We start from the raw sequence: 20,807 nt of genomic DNA on the forward strand, positions 1-20,807 counted from the left end.
AAGGGGGTGCCAGAGTGGTTGCAGAAATTATTGGAGTTGGAGCCGGGCTGCTGTCGGGTGACATCATCAATCAGAATGCAGAGTTTCTTTCGCGCGAGCTTGCAGCTCTCGGAATTGATCTGCAATTTCAATCCACTGTTGGCGACAACAAGCTGCGTTTGCAAAAGTGCCTCGCGCATGCTCTCGAGCGCAGCGATCTTGTAATCCTCATGGGGGGCATCGGCCCCACATCGGACGACATAACCAAACAAACCATTGTTGAGGGTATCGGCAGTTCGTTAGAACTGCACGAACCAAGTCTCGAGCACATTAAGCAAGTGTACCAGAGAAACGGCAAAACCATGCCGCCCGAGTGCATGCAGCAGGCAATGTTGCCCAAAGGGGCAACGGTATTTCCAAACAAGCAAGGCACCTCACCCGGCTGTGCCGTTTCGGCGGGTGCGCAGTGTATGCTCGTTTTACCTGAAAATCCGCGTGAATTGGCACCGATGTTCTTGTCGTACATCTACGGGTATCTGGCTGCCTTTGCGCCGGGTAAAGTTGCTTACCGCACACTGCGTGTTGCGGGGCTTTCTCCGCTTGATGTTGCAAATAAGTTGCAGCAGTACACACAAAGCAGCAACCCTGTTTTGGCGATTTACCCAATGAGCAAAGATAAAACCATGTTGCGTGTTACCGGCAGGGCAAACACAAAAGAGCAGGCAGAAAACCTGTGTGCATCTGTGGTTGCGGGTATTATGAAAAACATAGGGCGCTATGTGGTGAGCAAAGGTAATCTTGCCCAAAAGGCACCGCTAAAAAGTTCAGGGGTTCAAAAAGCGGTTGCAGGGGGTGGCAACGGCGGCAAACCGCCCAAAAAGCGCCGATGGTACCAAAACATTTTACCGAGAAAAGGTGATGACGGCAGAGAAGTTGTGCGCAAGCTGATCATGCTTGTTGCGGTAGTGGTGCTGCTTGGGTCGCTGGGTTATATTTTTCAGTACTACTATGCAGCAGATGCGAACCGCAAACTGGTAAGCGGACTGGAGAGCATGTTCTCTGATGCGGACAACTACAAAGTGCCCGCAGGATACCCAAAAGATTACCTGAAAAAATTTGTGCCTTGGTGGGAGATTAACCCCGATGTTGCAGGCAGAATTGAGATTGAAGGTACGCCCTTAAAATATGCGGTTGTGCAGGCGAAAGATAACGACTACTATCTGCGCCGAACCTTTTACAAAAAAAATGATAAGCACGGGGTGCCGTTTATCGACTTCCGAGTGGACTTGAAAAAGGAAAGTACAAACACCATTATCTACGGCCATAACATGACAGACGGACAGATATTTGGTGAATTAATTAACTATAAAAACTTGGATTACTATAAGCAGCATCCCATAATTAAGTTTGACAGTGTTTACCGTGAGGGCAAATATAAAATTGTTGCGATAATTGTTACAAGTGCAAACGACCCGCAATTTATGTACCACGATTTTATACAAACTCAAAATAATCAGGAAATGAACGACTTTATCAAGAAAATACGAGAACGTTCACTTATCAACACCACGGTGGATGTGAAACCCGGCGATAAGCTGCTGACACTGTCTACTTGCGATTACTCGTTTAGAGACCCGGTAACCAATCAGCGCGTGGCGCGTTTTGTAGTGGTTGCCCGTAAAGTACGCCCGTTTGAAAAGGCAAAGGTTGATACCGACGGTGCAAAGATGAACCCCAACCCGCTGATGCCCGATGCCTATTATAAAAAACCGAGCAAACCCAGCAGCAGTTCTTCTCCATCTTCAAGCTCGCAGGCACCAAGCAGTTCGTCCAGCTCTGCAAGCAGTTCGCATAGTTCTTCCACATCATCCAGTACCAGCAGTGAGGATGCCAGCGAGGAAGAAAGCAGCGAACCCAGCAGCAGTTCTTCTTCATCTTCAAGCTCGTCCAGTTCCAGCAGTTCGTCCGTTCCTCCAAGCTCCTCCAGCAGCGAAGAGGAACAGAGTTCGTCCAGCTCGGAGCCACCGCAGTCCATACCATCGGAGGAATCCAGTTCGGATTCCTCCGATGACATGGATGACTCGGATGATGCGCGCATTGCACGAACCGATTTGATAACGGTAGACGGCGAAGAACTCGAGGCATACGACGCAGTTTGTGCTATGGTACAAAACGAAACAGGCGGTACGTTTAAAGCCGAGGCACTCAAAGCACAGGCAGTTGCAATTTACAGCCGAATGGTGGCACGAAACGGCAACTTAACTTCTATGCCGATGCGGTCGCCCAACAGCGCGGTAGAAAAAGCCGTTAAGGCAGTGTGGGGCGAAACAGTACAATGGAACGGTAAACCCATCGACGTCTATTTTTATTCTACCTCTTCGGGAATGACCAACACCTCCAAAGAAGTATGGGGTGGCAGCCTGAACGGGCACAATCAAAACGTAGAAAGCCCTTGGGATGAAACCTCGCGTTATTACGGAATGGAAACTTCGATTTCAAAAGATACCGTGATTGATAAAATTTACGGGAAGCTGGACGTTGACCTCGCAGATGTGGAGGAGGATGAATGGTTTCGTGTAGACAGTAAAACAGCAGCAGGCTACAACGATAAGATGACGGTAGGCGGTACGAAAAGAACCACCGGGCGTTATATACGAGAAAGTGTACTGGGGCTGAAATCAGCTGCCTTTGAGTGGCGATTTACCGACGATAAGGTGATATTTACTACATACGGCTACGGCCATGGCTGTGGAATGAGCCAATACGGCGCCAATGAAATGGCGAAAGAAGGATACAGCTACAAAGAAATTTTAAAATATTATTACCCCGGCAGCAATGTGGGTAAATAAAAAGCACCTCTTCATGTGTTTTGAAGAAGTGCTTTTTATTATGTACATTTTGCAGATTAATAAGATTTTATGAGCGTAATACCGCCAATGATGGGCAGTGGCTTTGCTTCGAGCTGGCAGACATTGATGATGCCGAGAATGGCAAAAACCAATATGACAATGCCGCTTACGCCGCTAATTGCCATACTTAGCAAAGGAGCGACAAAGGCTAAAATTTTGGTTGCAAAGCCGATTGCGAAAGAAGCAATAAACAATACTAAACCTTGATTGGCGTGATATTGCGCAAACTTATTTTCTTTGCCTGCAATCAGCGGAACCAAAAATAAAAGCCCGATGTAAGAAAAGATTGAAATTACTTTTGCCTGAGCCGCTTCCTGTTTATCTACCTCAACGTAATTCAATAAAATACCCCCCTATAATATATTGTTTTTATAATATCACGGTCAAACAATAAATTCAAATTTTGTTTATAAAAATTTGGTTATTGTGGAATTCTAGAGTAGCAAAATAAAGTATGCCGCTCTATATTAGCTTGCATTGATTAACTATATGTAAAGTGATATATTGGTTGCATATGCAATATTTTCGAAATAGGCTATTGCTGTGAATATGTACGGTTGATGCGGGTTGACACAATGTACTGGGTGGCAGCTGATGCGGAGTTATAACTGACATTTATAATTACAGAACAATAGCGAATTTAAAAGCAGAGTAGGAGCGCATCCAAGATGACAGACAAAGAAGAATGTAAAATAGCATCCAATCTCGACACCAATTTTTTAAAACTGGTTGCAATCTTTGCAATGACATGCGACCATGTGGGCAAATTTCTTTTACCCGACGTACTGTTTTTACAAATTATCGGCAGAATTGCGTTCCCCATTTTTGCCTACTGCATTGCGGTGGGCAGCGTTTATACTCATGACATAAAAAAGTATTTTTTAAGGCTGACCGTATTTGCTTTTATTTCGCAGCCGTTTTCTGTTTTGGCTGCTCATTCTAATTGGAATGATTTTGTGCAAAACCTTTTGATACTGAATATATTTTTTACATTAATGATAGGGCTGGCTGCCATATACGCGATGAAAGAACATAAATGGTGGCTGTTTATTCTATTGATTTTTGCAGCAAATTTTATAAATATCGATTACGGAATCGGCGGAATCTTACTGATTATTGTGTTTTATTTATTTCGGAACGAACGGAAAATTTCAATAGCTTTTTCAGCCGTCATGCTTGCGGCTCCCTTTTTTAATCAGGGAGAACTATTCCTATTAGGGCGTTCTTTTGATATACAAGGTTTTGCAGTTTTGGCGCTTCCGCTTATCTACATCAAAACAAACTTCAACTTAAAAATCAATAAATATCTGTTTTATGCTTTTTATCCGATGCATTTACTGGCTATCTTTTTAATCAAGGTTGCATTACGGATTGGCTGACAGATAGTATACACTGGAACAAACACGGATCATAGAAAAAGAACGGTATTGGTTTTAACAATACCGTTCATTTTGATAGTAGGAAACAATCGTTATTTAACAATGGGATATCTACCGAAATCGTGTGCAGCCTGATAAAATGCCTCCACATTTTCTACCGAAGTATCGGATTGAATGTGATGAGCAGGAGAAAGAATAAATCCGCCGCCTGGGGCACAGTCGGTAATCAGCTGTTTTACTTCACAGCGCACATCATCGGGGGTACCAAACGGCATAACACGCTGTACATCCAGTGTACCGTACATGGTAATATTTTTGCCAAAGCGCTTTTTAAACTCGGCGGGGTTCATTGCCATAGGCTGTATGGGGTTCAGCACATCCAACCCAATTTCCACCAAATCATCCACCACAGCCTGCAAGTTGCCGCAGGAGTGGTAGCAAAGCTTAATGTTGGGGTTGTGCTTTTTAAACTCGCTAAACATCTGTGCATAACGCGGTTTAAAATGCTCGCGCCACATAGCGGGCGACATCATCATGTTCTGCTGGGTAGCAATGTCGTCGCCAAGCCACACCATGTCAACACCCAAATCGATAAACTGGTGCCCCATTTGCAGGGGGTATTGCATTACTTTATCCAGCAAGGCAATGGCGTAATCTTCTTCCATCGCTAAATCCATCATAAAGGTATCCAACCCGCGCAAGTACCATGCTGCCTCAAAAACACTGCACTGGCAAGAGCCGATGATCCATTTTTCTTTACCGTACTTTGCAACGGCCTGTTTGGTTGCCTCAATCACATCGGTGGCTTTGGCAGGGTCAGGCATCACGTAATCGTAAATTTTTTGCTCGTCACCTGCAAGAGGATGTTTGTGAATTTCGGTAAAATGCCCGGTTTCGTTATTGATATTTTTCCATGTAATACCGTAAGGGCAGACATACTCAGGGTCGGGCTTATAATAAAAGCTGTTTTCCAGCCCCGATGCAATTTTCACCATATCATTGCCCAGTGCAACACCGAGGTCACCTTCGGGCTGATATTTTGCTGCCAGCTTATCTGCTATTTCGGGCACATAGGTAGCACAAACAGGTACTCTGTCTGGCTCTTCGTGATTAATTGCCATTAAAACTCGTTCTTTCGAGGTCATATTATTCACTCCATTCATAATTGCTGCTTCAAGAAAAGCTTACATTGCTTTATATGAAAAATGAATGCACAAAACGGAAAAATATATATAAATCGGAAAAATACAGTTCAAAAATAAAAGATTCTTTTTGTTGGATTGAACAAATTTATGATTTGCTATGCGAAAATATAACAAAAAACAAGGGATTAGTTGCCTAACGTTGCATTCGTCAACGGTTTGTGATAGCTTAAAGTAAAATATATATAATATTGCAGCAGAGGTGATAAAGATTGTACTTTGATTTTTGCGTTAATGATGAACCTGCATTGTTTAATCCAATCGCACTGGATACTATTTTTAACATCAACGGAGACAATACTTACTGCACCCCGCGTAAGCCTGTTACCGAGGGGAAAACTTATTTTGTATATACTACGTGCGGAAACGGCATTATAAGTTACGATGACCTTACTTTTGAGGTGGGGCAGAACGATTTTATTTTTATGCACCCCCATGAAAAATTCAATTACCGTTGCAAAGAGGATGTTTGGCATTTTTGGTGGTTCGAATACCGCGGCACACAGCAATTTGCATTTGCAGATACGATATTTAACTTGGCTGTAAGCGATTTTGTTCTGAGTTTGTTCGAACAAAGCCTTGTTTATGCCAAAGCGGGGCGGTGGGATATATCCTCTTCGTTGTTTACCTCGGCTTGCGGTATTTTGCAGCAAATGTTGTCTACTGCATCTGTTTCGAAATATACAGAAAGTATGCAGGCTGCCGAGCAATTTGTTCGCGAAAACATCCAAAACATATCGGTTGCACAGCTTAGCGAGCACTTGCAAATGAATGAACGGACATTGCGCAATATGTTCTACAGCACCGTAGAGCTTTCTCCAAAGCAGTTTATCTCAAAAATAAGGTTAGACTCTGCACAGCAGCTGCTGGAAAATTCATTGCTCTCTATCGAAGAGATTGCAGTTCAGCTGGGTTTTTGCAGCCAATTCCACCTCAGCCGCAGTTTTAAAGAGCGTTTTGGCATACCTCCGCTGCAATATCGCAAATTTTTTCGGCGGTAATTCATAAAGCATTTGGGTATCGATAGAAAAGCAGGATTTCTAAACTTTATGGTTGTTTACGGTACTGTAATTCTTGTTCCCCTGTATTATAATGTGGTTGTAATGATTATTTTAAAGGAGGAAACAATATGCTGAAAAATATTACGGAAAATGTAGCCGTCTGGGAGCAGGAAGTAGTAATTCCTACTTATCCCGTTGGCGAACCCGATAAGAACCCGATGTTTTTAGAAAAACGTGTTTACCAAGGCAGTTCCGGCAAGGTATACCCACATAGTGTAATTGACAAAATTTACGATGATAAGGTAGACCAAACCTACCGCGCAGTTTTTTTAGAGAACAAATACCTGCATGTTATGATTTTACCCGAGTTGGGCGGCAGAATCCAGCGCGCACTGGATAAAACCAACAACTACGATTTTGTGTACTACAACCATGTCATCAAACCTGCACTGGTAGGGCTGAACGGGCCATGGATTTCGGGCGGAATCGAATTCAACTGGCCCCAGCATCACCGCCCCAGCACGTACGACCCTGTCAACTATACGATGAAACAGAACGAAGACGGAAGCTGCACCGTAGTGGTGAGCGAGATTGAAAACATGTTCCGTACCAAGGGCATGGCAAGCTTTACGCTGTACCCCGATAAAGCTTATATCGAAATAAAAGCGCAGATTTACAACCGCACCAATACCATGCAAACCTTTTTGTGGTGGGCGAACCCCGCGATTGCGGTAAATGATTATACACAGTCGATTTTCCCGCCCGATGTAAATGCGGTTATGGACCATGGAAAACGTGATGTTTCCACCTTCCCGATTGCAACCGGCACTTACTATAAACAAGATTATTCTGCGGGTGTTGATATTTCCCGTTACAAAAATATCCCCGTACCCACCTCTTATATGGCTTATCATTCTGACTACGATTTTGTGGGCGGTTACGATTACGGCGAGAAAGCGGGCATTTTGCACGTTGCCGACCATCATATTTCCCCCGGCAAAAAGCAGTGGACTTGGGGCTGCGGCGATTTTGGAAAAGCATGGGACAGAAACCTCACCGATGAGGACGGCCCGTATATCGAATTGATGACAGGCTGCTTTACCGATAACCAGCCCGACTTTACCTGGCTTAAACCCTACGAAGAAAAGGTGTTTACCCAATACTTTATGCCGTATAAAGATGTTGGAATGATTAAAAATGCTACCATTGACGCGGCAGTAAACTTAGAACTTACCGAAAACGGCTTGCATGTCATTGCATATGCTACCGCAGAACACGAAAAAGCAAGAGTTTTTGTTAAAGCAGGCGGCAAGATTGTAGCGGATAAAGCGATAAAACTTTCGCCTGTCGATACCTTTGATGAAACTTTTGCAGTTGAAGATGGTATTAAGGAAAGCGCATGTACTGTTGAAGTATACGACGAGTGCGGTGCTTTGATGGTGGAGTACACCCCAAAAGAAAAAACTATCGAAAAAATCCCAGACCCTGCAAAAGCAGTACCCGCCCCCCAAGATTGCCGCACCACCGAGGATTTGTTCCTCTACGGCCTGCATTTGGAGCAATACCGCCATGCAACCTTTGAGCCCGCAGATTATTACAAAGAAGGTTTGCGCCGCGACCCCACCGATGTACGCCTGAACAATGCCTACGGCAGCCTGCTGATGCGTCGTGGTTTGTTTGCTGAGGCACAGCCTTACTTTGAGGCAGCTTTCAAAAAACTTACCCGAAGCAGCCCCCAGCCATATGATGGGGAACCGCTGTACAATTTGGGCATATGCCTGCGTTACCAAAATAAACAGCAAAAAGCTTATGACGCATTTTACAAAGCAACTTGGAACGGCGCTTGGCAGGACAGCTCTTTCTACCATTTGGCTTGCATTGCTGCACAATGCGGCGAATACAACACCGCTTTGCAGCATATTGAGCGTTCGCTTGTACGCAACACTCAAAATATAAAGGCACGTACCTTAAAAAATGCAATTCTGCGCAAATTGGGTAAAAACGCAGAGGCAAAAGCGTTTGCAGAAGAAACCTTGAAACTTGATATTATGGACTTTGCTGCAAAATACGAACTGGCAAAATTGGCACAAAGCGATTTGGCACAGGTGATTGCCGCATTCGACCAAAACCACAACGAATGCATAGAAGTTGCGCTTGAATACAGCGATGCAGGTTTTTACGAGGATGCCAACACATTGCTCAAACAGTTTGCCGATAGCATGGGTGATGCCGAAAAGGTTTACCCCTTGGTATACTACCACCTTGCATACAATTTTGGCAGATTGGGCGACAATGCAAATGCAGACAAATACCTGAAACTCGCAGCAGCAGCTTGCAGCGACTATTGCTTCCCGCATCGTTTGGAAGATATTCTTGTACTGCAGTTTGCGATGGAACGCAACCCTCAGGATGCCAAAGCACCCTATTATTTGGGCAACCTGTGGTACGATAAAAAACAGTATGACAAAGCTGTTGCATGTTGGGAAAAATCTGCCGAGTTGGATGATAATTTCCCCACCGTACACCGCAACCTGTCGTTGGCATACTACAACAAACACAACGACTTTGCACGGGCAAAAGCCGAACTGGAAAAAGCCTTTGCGCTTAACCAAAAAGACGCGCGTGTATTTATGGAGTTGGACCAGCTTTGCAAAAAACTGGGTGACAGCCAGCAGACAAGAATGGCACGTTTTGAACAGCACATGGATGTAGTAAAAGAACGTGATGACCTTTATTTAGAGTATGTAACCCTTCAAAACTTCCTGGGCAATTACGAAACAGCCATGCAGCTGATTGCACAGCGCAAGTTCCACCCATGGGAAGGCGGAGAAGGCAAAGTGCCTGCGCAGTACATCCATTGTCGTGTAGAGCTTGCAAAACAGGCAATTTCGGCGGGAGATTACGAAAAAGCAGTAACACTTTTGAACGAGGCAACCGTTTACCCGCATAACTTGGGCGAGGGCAAACTGGCAGGCGCACAAGAAAACAACATTTATTACTATATGGGCTGTGCATACGAGGGCATGAATGAAACCGAAAAGGCACGCGAGTGCTTTACCAAAGCATCGCACGGGCTTACCGAACCCACGGGCATGATGTACTACAACGATCAGCCGCCTGAGACGATTTTCTATCAGGGCTTGGCACTGCTGAAGCTGAATGACACCGACGGTGCAAACAGCCGCTTCCATAAGCTGATTGCATTTGGCGAAAAACACATTTACGACACGGTAAAAATCGATTACTTTGCGGTATCGCTGCCCGATTTGCAAATTTTTGATGAAGATTTGAACAAAAAGAATAAAATCCACTGCCTGTATATGATGGGACTGGGACATTTGGGGTTGGGAGATACCAAAATAGCGGAAAGTCAGCTTTCTGAAGCGGCACAGCTCGATATCAACCACCTCGGTGTAAAAACCCATTTGGCACTGAAACTGTAACAAAAACAGAAAGAAGAGATGACCGTGGTACGAACCGAGCAGTTTCAAAATGTTACCGCCGTTGTGTTGGAAAATGAATGGATACGGGTAAAAGTGCTGCCCGCAAAAGGCGGTAAGCTTGCCTCTGTTTACAGCAAGCCAAAAGATTTTGAACTGCTGTTTCAAAACCCAAAACCACAATACGGCGAGGCAAAGCTTTATTCTCCGTTTGAACAGTACGAAGCATGCGGGTTTGACGATGCATTCCCAAGTATTGATGCGGGTGATGTGCGGGTAGGCGGAGAATATGTCGCCTACCCCGACCACGGCGAAATTTGGTCGGCACCGTTTGAATATTGCGTGAAAGAGGAGCGGGTGGAGCTTTTTTGCCATAGCGCAATCCTGCCGTATCGTTACACCAAAACCATTCAGTTAGACCGAGACAGTGTAGTGTGCAGTTACGAAATCACCAACACTGGCGAAGTCGAGTTTCCGTATCTGTGGGCATTTCACTGCCTTGTAAACTACCGTGAGAATATGCGCCTGACACTGCCCGAGGGTGTTGAACAGGTGGAGAACGTATGCGCCTCACCGTTGTTGGGTGCAGTGGGTGAAAAATACCGCTTTCCTACAGATACGGTGCAGGGGGGGAAGACGGGGGATTTTCGCTCGGTGCTGCCGGCAAATCCCCCGTCGTATGCAAAATATTATGCAGTAGGTGCAGTAAAGCAAGGCGTTTGCGGTTATGAATACCCAAGCGAAAAAGTGCGTGCACTGATTACCTACGATGCACAAAAGCTGCCCTACCTTGGCTTTTGGATTACGACAGGCGGCTTTCGCGGTGACTGCAACTGCGCGCTGGAACCTGCCACAGGTTATTACGACAGCATTGCAACAGCACAGAAAAACGGCTGCTGCTCGGTACTAAAACCAAAAGAGACCTTTGATTTTAACATTAAAATTGCATTGCAATAAAACAAGGCGCTGAGAAATTCCTCTCAGCGCCTTGTTTCTGTAAAAATTAAAACGGCATATGGCGGAACTTATTGGGTGATATGCCTGTACGGCTCTGGAACGTATAAATAAAGTTGGAAGAACTGTTAAAGCCGGTTAATGCGGCAATTTCTGCCACAGGTTTATCTGTTTTTTTCAGCAAACTCTTGGCGTTATCCAACCGCACTTTCAGCAGATACTCATAAGGTGAGTATCCCGTTTGTTTTTTGAACATGCGCGAAAGGTGCGAAGGGCTGACCGATACGTATTTGGAGATATCGTCCACAGTAATGTTGGCACAGTAGTTTGTTTTGATAAAATTGATTGCGTCAAAAATGGCGCCGCTCTCAATTTCCAAAGCACCGGATACCGATGTGACAGAAACCAAATTGCACAGCAAGGTATGAATGATACAGGACACGGATGGCTCTGATATGGTAAGGTGCTTGCGGAAAATCTCCATAATACTGTTGATAGAGCTGATAAACAATGTAGGGTTTTCACAGGGTAAAACAACGCCCTGCGTTTTTAGTATATTTTCAGCAAATTCGAGGCTCTGGCTGCCATCAAAATGCAGCCATAAACTTTTTAAGTAATCGTTGGTATAGTATTCGTGGGGTTTGTAGCAATTCAGCAGCATAATGTCGCCGCTTTCTGCTACGTATGTACGCCCCTCAAATTGAACGGTACAGCTGCCCTCCAATACATACATTAGTAAGATACTGTTATAATTTTTTCGGCGGATATGATAACCAGCCTCGCAGGTGTAACTGCCGGCACAAAGTAAATAATAAAAGAGGTTTTTTGCCAGTACAGACGGGGTTGCAAAATAATAATCAGAGCCGGGTAATACCCCGGGGTCGGTACATTTCATAAAGTCGCCTCCCAATTTGAATGGTTGAATTTATATTAACATTGAATATAAGACGCTGCAACAATTAAGACAGGTTTTCTAAATATTTTAAAAAGTAATACTAATTTTTATACAAAAAAGTTAATAAAGTATAAAAAAACGTTAATTTTTTATACTCTCATTCCAAGCTTAAACAAGTATAATCAGGTTGTAAATAAAAACAAGCAGATAAAATACTGGTATGATATCATCGCAATCACCTGTGAGGAGGGATAAAATGTCTGAATACCTGAAATTTGAAAAAATTTGCATGGAGTTCCCGGGTGTTAAAGCGCTGGACGACATGAGTTTTGGAGTAAACAAAGGCGAAATCGTTGCCTTTTTGGGCGAAAACGGAGCGGGAAAATCCACTTTGCTTAAAATTCTTAACGGCGACTACCACCACACCAGCGGTAAAGTTTATATCGACGGTAAAGAAGTGGAATTCCATTCGCCTAACGAAGCAATCAAAGCAGGCATCAGCGTTATTTATCAGGAAAGACAGCTTGCGCCCTATCTTTCTGTAGCGGAAAATATTTTTATGGGTAATCCGCCTACAAAAAACGGGTTTATAGACTTTAAAGAGTTAAACAAAAAGGCAAAAGAAATTATCGACGAATTCGGCTTGCCAATCACACCTGAAACCCCTGTTAAAAAAATCTCAGTGGCGTTTCAGCAAATGGTAGAGATTATGAAAGCGTACAACCGTAAAGCAGATATTATCTGCTTTGACGAACCCACCGCCCCGCTGACCGATTCCGAAATCGTTATCCTGTTCCAAATTATCAATAAGCTTAAGGCGCAGGGCAAGGCAATTATCTATGTATCGCACCGCATGAACGAAATTTTTGAGATTACCGACCGCGTTGTTGTTTTTAAGGATGGTAAGCTGATGGGTGTGGAGAACACCGGCGACGTTACCGAAGCCCAGCTGATAAAAATGATGGTAGGACGCGACATTGGCGACGTTTTTAATGACCTCAAGCGCAATGATAAAATAGGTGATGTGGTGCTGGAAATGAAGAATGTTTCCAACTCCTCCATCAAGGATATTAGTTTACAGGTAAAAGCAGGCGAAATCGTAGGCTTTTCAGGGCTTGCCGGTGCAGGAAGAACCGAGGTTGCAAGGGCGATTTTCGGGGCTGACCCAATTACATCGGGCGAGATAACGCTCAAAGGCAAACCCTATCATCCAAAATCGCCCCGCGATGCGATGGACCGTGGTATTGCACTGTGCCCTGAGGACAGAAAACTGGAGGGGCTCTCGCTGATACTGACCGTGAGAGAGAACAGTTCTCTTGCCATCTTGGGCAACCTGTGCAAAGCAGGGTTTGTAAACTTTAAGCAGGAGCGCGATTTTACCTCAAAGGCAATCAAAGAGTTTAATATCAAAACCCCCACGATGGAGCAGAAAGTTAATAACCTATCGGGCGGCAACCAGCAAAAAATTGTTTTGGCACGCTGGATGGCGATGAATCCTCAGCTTATCATCTTCGATGAACCCACGAAGGGGATTGACGTCGGTGCAAAATCAGAGATTTATCATATGATCTGCGAAGCTGCAAGAAAAGGCGTGGCGGTTATTATGATTTCGTCGGAACTGCCCGAAGTAATCGGTATCTCCGACCGCATACTGGTTATGAAAGATGGCAAAATCAAAGCGGATATCCCGCGCAAGGATGCCACCGAGCAGTTGATTTTAAGCTATGCTATGCTGGATGAGAAGGAAAATGAGAAGGAGGCAGCCGTATAATGCAGAACACCGCGATTAAAAAGAAGGGCTTTGATTTTAAATCAGAACTCAAACGTTTTATGAAATCAGACAACATCAGTCTTATATTTGCGCTGATTGTAATGATAACAATATTCTCTTTACTGAATGAGAACTATCGTACAGGCAGAAACCTAATCAGCGTATTGACATCCGCATCGCTCACCGGCTTAATTTGTGTAGGTGAGGCAATGCTGCTGATTGGCAACCATATGGATTTGTCGGTTGGCTCATCGGCTGCATTTTCTGGCGTACTGGCTGCGTTGCTTATGCAAAGAGGGTTACCTGCCGGTGCTACCATTCTTGCCGTCATTGCAGTAGGGGCACTAACAGGCTGCTGTATTGCGTTTTTTGTTACAAAACTAAAAATGTCATCGTTTATAGCAACGGTTGCAATGCAGTCCATCATGCGCGGTTTTGCTTTTATTATCTCCAATGGTGAGGGTGTACTGATAACAAACCCTACCTTCTTGAAAATAGGCAGTTTGAAAATTTTCGGGCTGCAGTTCTTAACCTTCCCAATCTTCTTTATGCTTTTGATTTTCGTTTTGTTTGGTATTATTTTAAAACGTACCCGCATCGGCAGAGAGATTTACATTGTGGGTGGCAACCCAACCGCAGCAAGGCTGGCGGGCATTTCAATCAAGAAAACAACCTATATGCTGTTTATTAATATGAACATTCTGGCATCTGTTGGCGGTATGATTTTGGCAGCTCGTATGAATACTGGTCAACCGCAGGCTTGCGTTGGTTTGGAGTTTGACGGCATCACAGCAGCGATTTTGGGCGGTGTCTCAAATCAGGGCGGTGTCGGTTCCATCTTCGGTGCATTCCTTGGCTTGGCAATTTTGCAGGGCTTCAACAACGGTCTTATCATGCTCAACGTTCAATCCTTCTGGCAGAACGTTGCAAAAGGCGCATTGCTGCTGCTTGCTTTAACCTTTGATTACTTGAGAGCGAAAAAACGTAAAGCATAAACAGCATAGCAAAGTATACTTTCAGCCGCAGGGCTGATCAAAGATAAAATATTAGGAGGTTTCCACAATGAAAAAAGTATTAGCATTGGCACTTGCTTTGGTTCTTGCACTGGGTATGTTCGGTTGTTCTAAACCAGCAGAGAGTTCCGCTTCCGCTGCTCCTTCAGAATCTGCTGCTCCGTCCGAGAGCGCGTCTGAAACAGCACCAAAAGGCGATATTGTGCTTGCAGGTATTTATAAAGCAGGCGACCAGCAGTGGTTCATCGGCGAAGGCGAAGCTGCAAAAGCAAAAGCGCTCGAAATGGGTGCGAAAGACTTTATGTATATCGACGCTAAAATGAACCCCGATACCTATTTGCAAGCACTTGACAATGCAATTACACAGGGTGTATCCGGTATCCTTGTTTGCGTACCCGACCAAAAACTTTCTGCCGTTACAGTTCAGAAATGTAAAGAGGCAGGCATCCCTGTTATCGCTGCTGACGACCAGCTTCTCGACGAAAGCGGCAAAATGATTGCTCCTTGGGTTGGTATCGACGGCAAAGCAATCGGTGTTGCAGTTGGCGAATGGACTGCAAACTATGTAAAAGAAAACAAAATGACCGGCGACGATTGCGGCGTTTTGTACCTCACTATGGATCAAGTATCCAGCTGTGTACCCAGAACAGAGGGTCAAGTTGAGTCTTGGAACAAAATCCTCCCCGATTGGAAAAAAGAGAACACCTTTAAATCCGATTACAACGGCGAGCAGGATAAAGCTTACAACGCAGCAGCAGGTATCTTTACAGCAAATCCAAAAATCAAAAAATGGATTGTTATGACCCCGAACGATGAAGGTGCTGCCGGCGCTACCCGTGCTCTTGAAGCTGCAGGCCTCGATAAAGATTCTGTCGTTTGCGGTATCGGCGGATACCTTGCAAAATTGGAATTTGCAAAAGCTGAGCCTTCTGCATTTAAAGCAACCGCATTCATCAACTATGTTGACGTTGGTGCTTACTCTGCAGAAAACATGATGAAATTCCTCAACGACGGCGTAGAGATTCCAATGGAATTCAAAACCCCGGCTGTTATGATTACAAAAGACAACTATAAAGAAATTATGAAAGATCAGGCAGAATAATCACTAAAGCACATCTGCTAAAAACAATTAAAATCCATGCGGGTTATACCTGCATGGATTTTGATATTTGTTTATATCATGTTATTTATGTTATAATAGCATCAATACAGGTTGTGTTGAAGCGAATAAAGAGGGGGCAGCGCAATGGAGAAAAAGGACAGGCGGTTCAGGATAAAAAGTATTAATACACGCATCGTGCTGTCGTTCTCTTTGCTGATTGCAACCATTATTGTGTTTATACTTACGATTACCAGCATCGTATTTACAAGCCGATTTATGGAGCAAAAAAACAACCTGATGCTTGAACGAATGGCTTTTATTACACAGGATATTGAAGACAATATCAACGGCTACCGCAAACTGGCGGCTGCCGTAAAACGTGATGCCGTAGTAAAGTTGTACCTCGAAAACTTGTATGAGGATTACAGCAATTTAGAAAAAAGGCTGGATGAACTTGCACAATATACTTACGGTGTAGAGCGTATTACTCTTTTGGATGCGAACCTCAAAATTTTAGACCAATACTATGGTATGAAAGATTTTCGGCAGCAGTTTATGCAAGCATCGGGGATGGTTGCTATATGGCAGACCGAGCGCGATGAACTTTTTTCGATACCGCACAATTTTCCGTCGCAAGGCAGCTTAACCGATTATATGGAAAATGTAAAAATATCCTACATCAGCATTATTCGAGATGAAAAATTTAAAATCAAAGGCTATATAATATTAAACACAGCCCGGAATTATTTATTTTCGGGCAAGCAGGAATATGCGAAATCGTTGTTTGATAATACTTATATCATCACCAAGTCAGGCGATGTCGTCTATCGTTTTGGCGATAAAAACAAGCATCTTGAAGAGCAAGCCGTAGAATTTGTAAAAACAGGCTATTTTAACGAGAGTATTCGTACGAATAAAAACCAAACACTGTTTAAACAGGCGGTGCTTACCTATCCCGAATGGATTGTGGTAGGGGTATCGTCCGATGCAAACTTAAAAAAAGATTTGGATGTTATTTATACCACCATTGTGTTGGTGGGGTTACTCGGTTTGGTTACCGTTGTATTTATCAGCCGTGTGATATCCAATAAAATCACACAGCCTATCTACAGCCTTAAACAGGCGATGGGCCGTTTTGAGCAGGGTGAAATGCCGGAAAAGCTTGTTCCCACCACGCAGGATGAGTTGGGCTATTTGGTGAATGGCTTTAACATGATGCTCGATGACATCAGCCGTTTTGTGGATGCTGTCTATCACGAGCAGGAAGAAAAGAAAAAAGCAGAGGTTGCTGCGCTGAAGTTCCAGCTGGAATCACTGCAAAGCCAAATTAACCCGCATTTTTTATATAATACACTCAACACCGTGTCTTACCTTTCGCTTAAAAACCGTACCGCAGAAATTCGAGAATTAATTCAATCACTCAACACCTTGCTGCGTTCAACTTTGTCAGACCAGAGCGAGTTGGTTTCAGTTGAAAAAGAAATATACTTTTTACAGTCTTACGTTAAAATACAAAATTACCGCTATGAAGATATGATTAACTTAACCTACGATGTGGATGAAAATGCACTGGACTGCACCTTACCCAAGCTTATTTTGCAGCCGATTGTAGAAAATAGCCTGTTGCATGGCATTTACCCAAAAGGGGTAACCGGCAATATCCATGTGGATATTTGCTGTTCGGATGATTATATTGATATTTCTGTGGCTGATGACGGAATTGGTATCGACCCGGATACTTTAAAAACGTTAAACAATAAATCAAAGGGGTTCAACCGCATTGGTATAAAAAATGTAGATGAGAGATTAAAGCTTTATTATGGTGAACTCTCCGGACTGCATATTGAATCGACTGTAGGAGAAGGCACAACCGTAAGCTTTACAATTCCAAAACATTCTGAGGATTAGCCGGAATTTTATCAGGGAGATGATTGCTTGTACAGAGCCCTTATCGTAGACGATGAAATGGCAGCACGTGAGACGCTAAAATGTTTGATAGAGTGGGAAAAGGTTGGCTTTGAACAGCCTGTTTGTGCCAACAATGGGTTGGAAGCACTGGAGTTATACAAACAAAACCGTTTTGACGTGGTATTTACCGATATTGAAATGCCCTTGATGGATGGCTTGAAATTAATCGAGAAGATACGGGAACTTTGCCCGCAACAAAAGATTGTTATTATCAGCTGCCACGAAAATTTTGCTTATGCAAGGCGTGCTATACGGATGGGGGTAGAAGATTACCTCATCAAAGACCTGATGGATGAAGATGAGCTTTGTGTACATATGGTCAATCTTAAGTCACAACTGGAGGATCAAACAAGCTATTCTGATATTCAAAAAGGGTTTGATATCAACGATATTGTGGAACGGCTGATTGTGGAGGATGAAACCATCACACCGCAGGAACGTGAGATAGCCCAAGAGCGACTGGGGCTGAACAAAAAAGAGGCAATCGCTGCGCTTTCTGTAATTGTGGACAGTTATGGAAAGATGAAAGCAAAATTGAAACATGAAACCAATACCTGGCACCAGAATATGGCTGCTTTTAAGGCGAAGCTGCAAAGCAACAGCCTTGCCTCAGTAGAAATAAAAGAGAGCGAGTATCTTCTGATTTTTCAGGCGGGAGACAGTTTTAGTATGCTGAATTTTATCAATTCTTCCATTCAGTACGCCAACCACATCCGCAGCCTTGCAAACGAGCTGGGTATTTCATCGGTCAGTATTGGTATTTCTAATTTCAGTTCTAAACTCGATATTCCTGCGCTGTATGACCAAGCCTTGCAGGCAAGCGGTATGCGGGTAGTTGCAGGGCTTAATAAAAACTTAATGTACCATGGCATTGGTACGCAGCGCAAAACATTTGATAAAACGACGCTCGACCGTTCGGTGCGTCAAGTGCATGAATTGTTGTTTGCCAAGGACATTCATTGCCTTAAACTTGTGCGGCGGCTGTATGCTGCCGATTTAATGGACGGATTTATGGAGCTCAATTATTACCGTTACCTCAATACGCGGTTGTACGGGGTGGCATTTCATTACATCGACCAGAACGACATTGATTACAACGAGTTGTTTCACAACAATTTGCTGGATATTGAGGAAATAGCAGCGATGGAAACAGCAAAACAAATGGCGGATTGTTTTTGCGAAATTTTTGGCATACTGATAGAACAAGGAAAAAATAGCATCAAAAATGATGGCAGCCTGGCGCAGCGTGCCAAGCATGTAATAGAACAGAATTATGAAAAAGATATTACGCTAGGGGATATTGCGGATATGCTGCACGTACACAAAGGATATCTGTGCCGCGTATTTAAGGAGGAAACCGGAGAAAACTTAATGCAGTTTGTAATCAATTGCAAAATCGACAAGGCAAAAGAAATGCTTACCGGCACTTCGCTTAAGCTTTACGAGATTTCTGAAAAGCTGGGGTTTGCTTCGCCGCAATATTTTTCTTCGGTGTTTAAACGCCATACCAACCTTACCCCCAACGAATTTAAAAAACAATAATTAGTAAAAAACAAATCCCAAACCAACGGTGTTCATCTACCATTGGTTTGGGATTTTTGCTTGCTTGATTCAGCAACAGTCTATTTGCGCCCCAAAATGGCGTCTAAATCCTGCTCGGGTGCTGTGATTGGCTGCAGCCCATAAGTGTTTACCAAAACCTTTACCACGGTTTCGGACAAAAATGCGGGCATGGTTGGGCCAAGGTACATGTTTTTGATACCAAGGGATAACAAAGTAAGCAGAATGCAAACCGCTTTTTGTTCGTACCAAGTGAGCACAAGGGTAAGCGGAAGTTCATTTACAGTGCATTCGAACGCGTCGGCAAGTGCCAGTGCAACTTTAATGGCGCTGTAAGCATCGTTGCATTGCCCCATATCCATGATTCTTGGCAGTCCGTCAATTTCGCCTAAATCCAAATCGTTAAAGCGGAATTTCCCGCACGCCAAAGTCAGAACAATGGTATCCATGGGGGTTTGTTTTACAAACTCGGTGTAATAGCTTCTGCCGGGATGGGCGCCGTCGCAGCCGCCCACCAAAAAGAAATGTTTGATAGCCCCAGATTTAACGGCAGCAACAATTTTTTCTGCATTGGCAAGTACGGTGTTATGCCCAAAGCCTGTTGTAAGAATGTGGCCGCCGTTAATGCCGCTCATGCTGCGGTCATTTTCATAACCGCCCAACTCCAGTGCTTGTTCGATTAAAGGTGTAAAATCCTTGCGTCCGTTTTCATCGGCTTCAATGTGAATCAGCCCTTCAAAACCCACAACCGATGTGGTATAGATTCGATCTTCGTAACTCGAGCGAGTAGGCATCAGGCAGTTTGTGGTAAACAGCACGGGCGCAGGGATATTCTCGAATTCTTTTTGCTGGCTTTGCCAAGCGGTACCAAAGTTGCCGGCAAGGTGCTTGTATTTTTTTAGTTCAGGGTATCCGTGCGCAGGCAGCATTTCGCCGTGGGTATAAATGTTGATACCTTTGCCTTTTGTTTGCTCCAACAGCATCTCTAAGTCGTGCAAATCGTGCCCCGATACAACAATAAATGGGCCTTTTTTAATATCGGTGTTCACTCTGGTGGGGATTGGGTCACCGTAACTCTCGGTATTGGCAGTATCCAGCATCGCCATACATTTTAAATTGATTTTGCCAAATTCCATAATCAAGGCGAGCCATTCTTCTATGGTGTGCTCGGTATTAATTTCGCAAAGACCTTTATAAAACCAGTTTGAAACTTCTTTGTCTTTATAACCCAAAGCAAGGCTGTGGTGCGCATAGGCAGCCATACCCTTCATGCCAAACAAAAGGGTGGAACGAAGCGAGACAATGTCGGTTTCTCCTTTCCAAAGTTCAACCACATCAAATTGCTTGTTTCCGCCGATATTTTTTCTCTCTCGTATCACTTTATTAATGTAGTTTTCAATGCTCTCATTGTCGAAGTTGACATTTGTCAAAGTTACAAACAGTCCATCCATCACCAGCCTGTCCGATAATTCGGTACTCCCGTTTTCGCGAACCGCTTCAGAAAGCCGAATCAATTCGTAAACCAAATCATCCTGCAATAATGCGGTGGACGGCTGCTTGCCGCACACGCCTACTTTTACGCAGCCTTTATTACCTGCGGTTTGCTGGCACTGAAAGCAAAACATTTCACTCAT

At 43.9% G+C, this 20,807-nt stretch carries 14 protein-coding genes; 10 read left to right on the forward strand and 4 right to left on the reverse strand.

Going from position 1 to position 20,807, the window contains the following annotated elements:
• The first annotated feature begins 14 nt into the window (after positions 1–14).
• Positions 15–2,828, forward strand: a complete 2,814-nt coding sequence (srtB, locus tag EDD70_RS00185; protein ID WP_092754225.1) for a class B sortase — start codon at positions 15–17, stop codon at positions 2,826–2,828.
• Positions 2,829–2,884: 56 nt separating this feature from the next.
• Here srtB and EDD70_RS00190 read toward each other — a convergent pair whose 3' ends face one another.
• Positions 2,885–3,229: a magnetosome magnetite crystal formation protein family gene (locus tag EDD70_RS00190; RefSeq protein ID WP_205408597.1), complete on the reverse strand. Its 345-nt coding sequence runs from the start codon at positions 3,227–3,229 to the stop codon at positions 2,885–2,887.
• Positions 3,230–3,556: 327 nt separating this feature from the next.
• Here EDD70_RS00190 and EDD70_RS00195 point away from each other — a divergent pair, with 327 nt between their 5' ends.
• Positions 3,557–4,267, forward strand: a complete 711-nt coding sequence (locus EDD70_RS00195) for a TraX family protein (protein WP_092754220.1) — start codon at positions 3,557–3,559, stop codon at positions 4,265–4,267.
• Positions 4,268–4,359: 92 nt separating this feature from the next.
• Here EDD70_RS00195 and EDD70_RS00200 read toward each other — a convergent pair whose 3' ends face one another.
• The gene (locus EDD70_RS00200; protein ID WP_162840879.1) at positions 4,360–5,412 is read right to left on the reverse strand and encodes a uroporphyrinogen decarboxylase family protein; all 1,053 of its coding nucleotides are present in this window, start codon (positions 5,410–5,412) and stop codon (positions 4,360–4,362) included.
• Between the two features lie 269 nt (positions 5,413–5,681).
• Here EDD70_RS00200 and EDD70_RS00205 point away from each other — a divergent pair, with 269 nt between their 5' ends.
• The 3 genes from EDD70_RS00205 to EDD70_RS00215 all read left to right on the forward strand — a co-directional run bounded on the left by EDD70_RS00205 (position 5,682) and on the right by EDD70_RS00215 (position 10,867).
• Positions 5,682–6,470, forward strand: a complete 789-nt coding sequence (locus tag EDD70_RS00205) for an AraC family transcriptional regulator (RefSeq protein WP_092754216.1) — start codon at positions 5,682–5,684, stop codon at positions 6,468–6,470.
• Between the two features lie 128 nt (positions 6,471–6,598).
• Positions 6,599–9,913, forward strand: coding sequence for a tetratricopeptide repeat protein (locus tag EDD70_RS00210; protein WP_092754214.1), 3,315 nt, complete (start codon positions 6,599–6,601; stop codon positions 9,911–9,913).
• An 18-nt stretch (positions 9,914–9,931) separates the two neighbouring features.
• Entirely contained in the window at positions 9,932–10,867 is a 936-nt protein-coding gene (locus EDD70_RS00215; RefSeq protein WP_123810983.1) for an aldose epimerase family protein, read from the forward strand.
• Between the two features lie 46 nt (positions 10,868–10,913).
• Here the strand turns inward: EDD70_RS00215 and EDD70_RS00220 are convergent, their stop codons facing one another.
• Positions 10,914–11,759: an AraC family transcriptional regulator gene (locus EDD70_RS00220; RefSeq protein ID WP_092754210.1), complete on the reverse strand. Its 846-nt coding sequence runs from the start codon at positions 11,757–11,759 to the stop codon at positions 10,914–10,916.
• 256 nt (positions 11,760–12,015) lie between these two features.
• Between EDD70_RS00220 and EDD70_RS00225 the strand changes: the two genes are divergently transcribed.
• The 5 genes from EDD70_RS00225 to EDD70_RS00245 all read left to right on the forward strand — a co-directional run bounded on the left by EDD70_RS00225 (position 12,016) and on the right by EDD70_RS00245 (position 19,155).
• Positions 12,016–13,530 (forward strand): sugar ABC transporter ATP-binding protein, encoded by a 1,515-nt coding sequence (locus EDD70_RS00225; protein WP_092754207.1) that lies wholly within the window; start codon positions 12,016–12,018, stop codon positions 13,528–13,530.
• Positions 13,530–14,525 (forward strand): ABC transporter permease, encoded by a 996-nt coding sequence (locus tag EDD70_RS00230; protein WP_092754204.1) that lies wholly within the window; start codon positions 13,530–13,532, stop codon positions 14,523–14,525. Before EDD70_RS00225 ends, EDD70_RS00230 begins: the two co-directional genes overlap by 1 nt.
• Before the next feature lie 67 nt (positions 14,526–14,592).
• Positions 14,593–15,645 carry a substrate-binding domain-containing protein gene (locus EDD70_RS00235; RefSeq protein WP_092754201.1) on the forward strand — a complete coding sequence of 351 codons (1,053 nt, stop codon included), beginning with the start codon at positions 14,593–14,595 and terminating at the stop codon, positions 15,643–15,645.
• A gap of 144 nt (positions 15,646–15,789) precedes the next feature.
• Positions 15,790–17,553 (forward strand): sensor histidine kinase, encoded by a 1,764-nt coding sequence (locus tag EDD70_RS00240; protein WP_092754198.1) that lies wholly within the window; start codon positions 15,790–15,792, stop codon positions 17,551–17,553.
• A gap of 27 nt (positions 17,554–17,580) precedes the next feature.
• The gene (locus EDD70_RS00245; protein ID WP_092754195.1) at positions 17,581–19,155 is read left to right on the forward strand and encodes a response regulator transcription factor; all 1,575 of its coding nucleotides are present in this window, start codon (positions 17,581–17,583) and stop codon (positions 19,153–19,155) included.
• 80 nt (positions 19,156–19,235) lie between these two features.
• Here EDD70_RS00245 and hcp read toward each other — a convergent pair whose 3' ends face one another.
• Complete coding sequence (gene hcp / locus EDD70_RS00250) at positions 19,236–20,807, reverse strand: hydroxylamine reductase (protein WP_092754192.1); 1,572 nt, start codon at positions 20,805–20,807, stop codon at positions 19,236–19,238.

Origin of the sequence: Hydrogenoanaerobacterium saccharovorans (assembly GCF_003814745.1) — a bacterium.
Classification (GTDB): Bacteria; Bacillota; Clostridia; order Oscillospirales; family Ruminococcaceae; genus Hydrogenoanaerobacterium; species Hydrogenoanaerobacterium saccharovorans.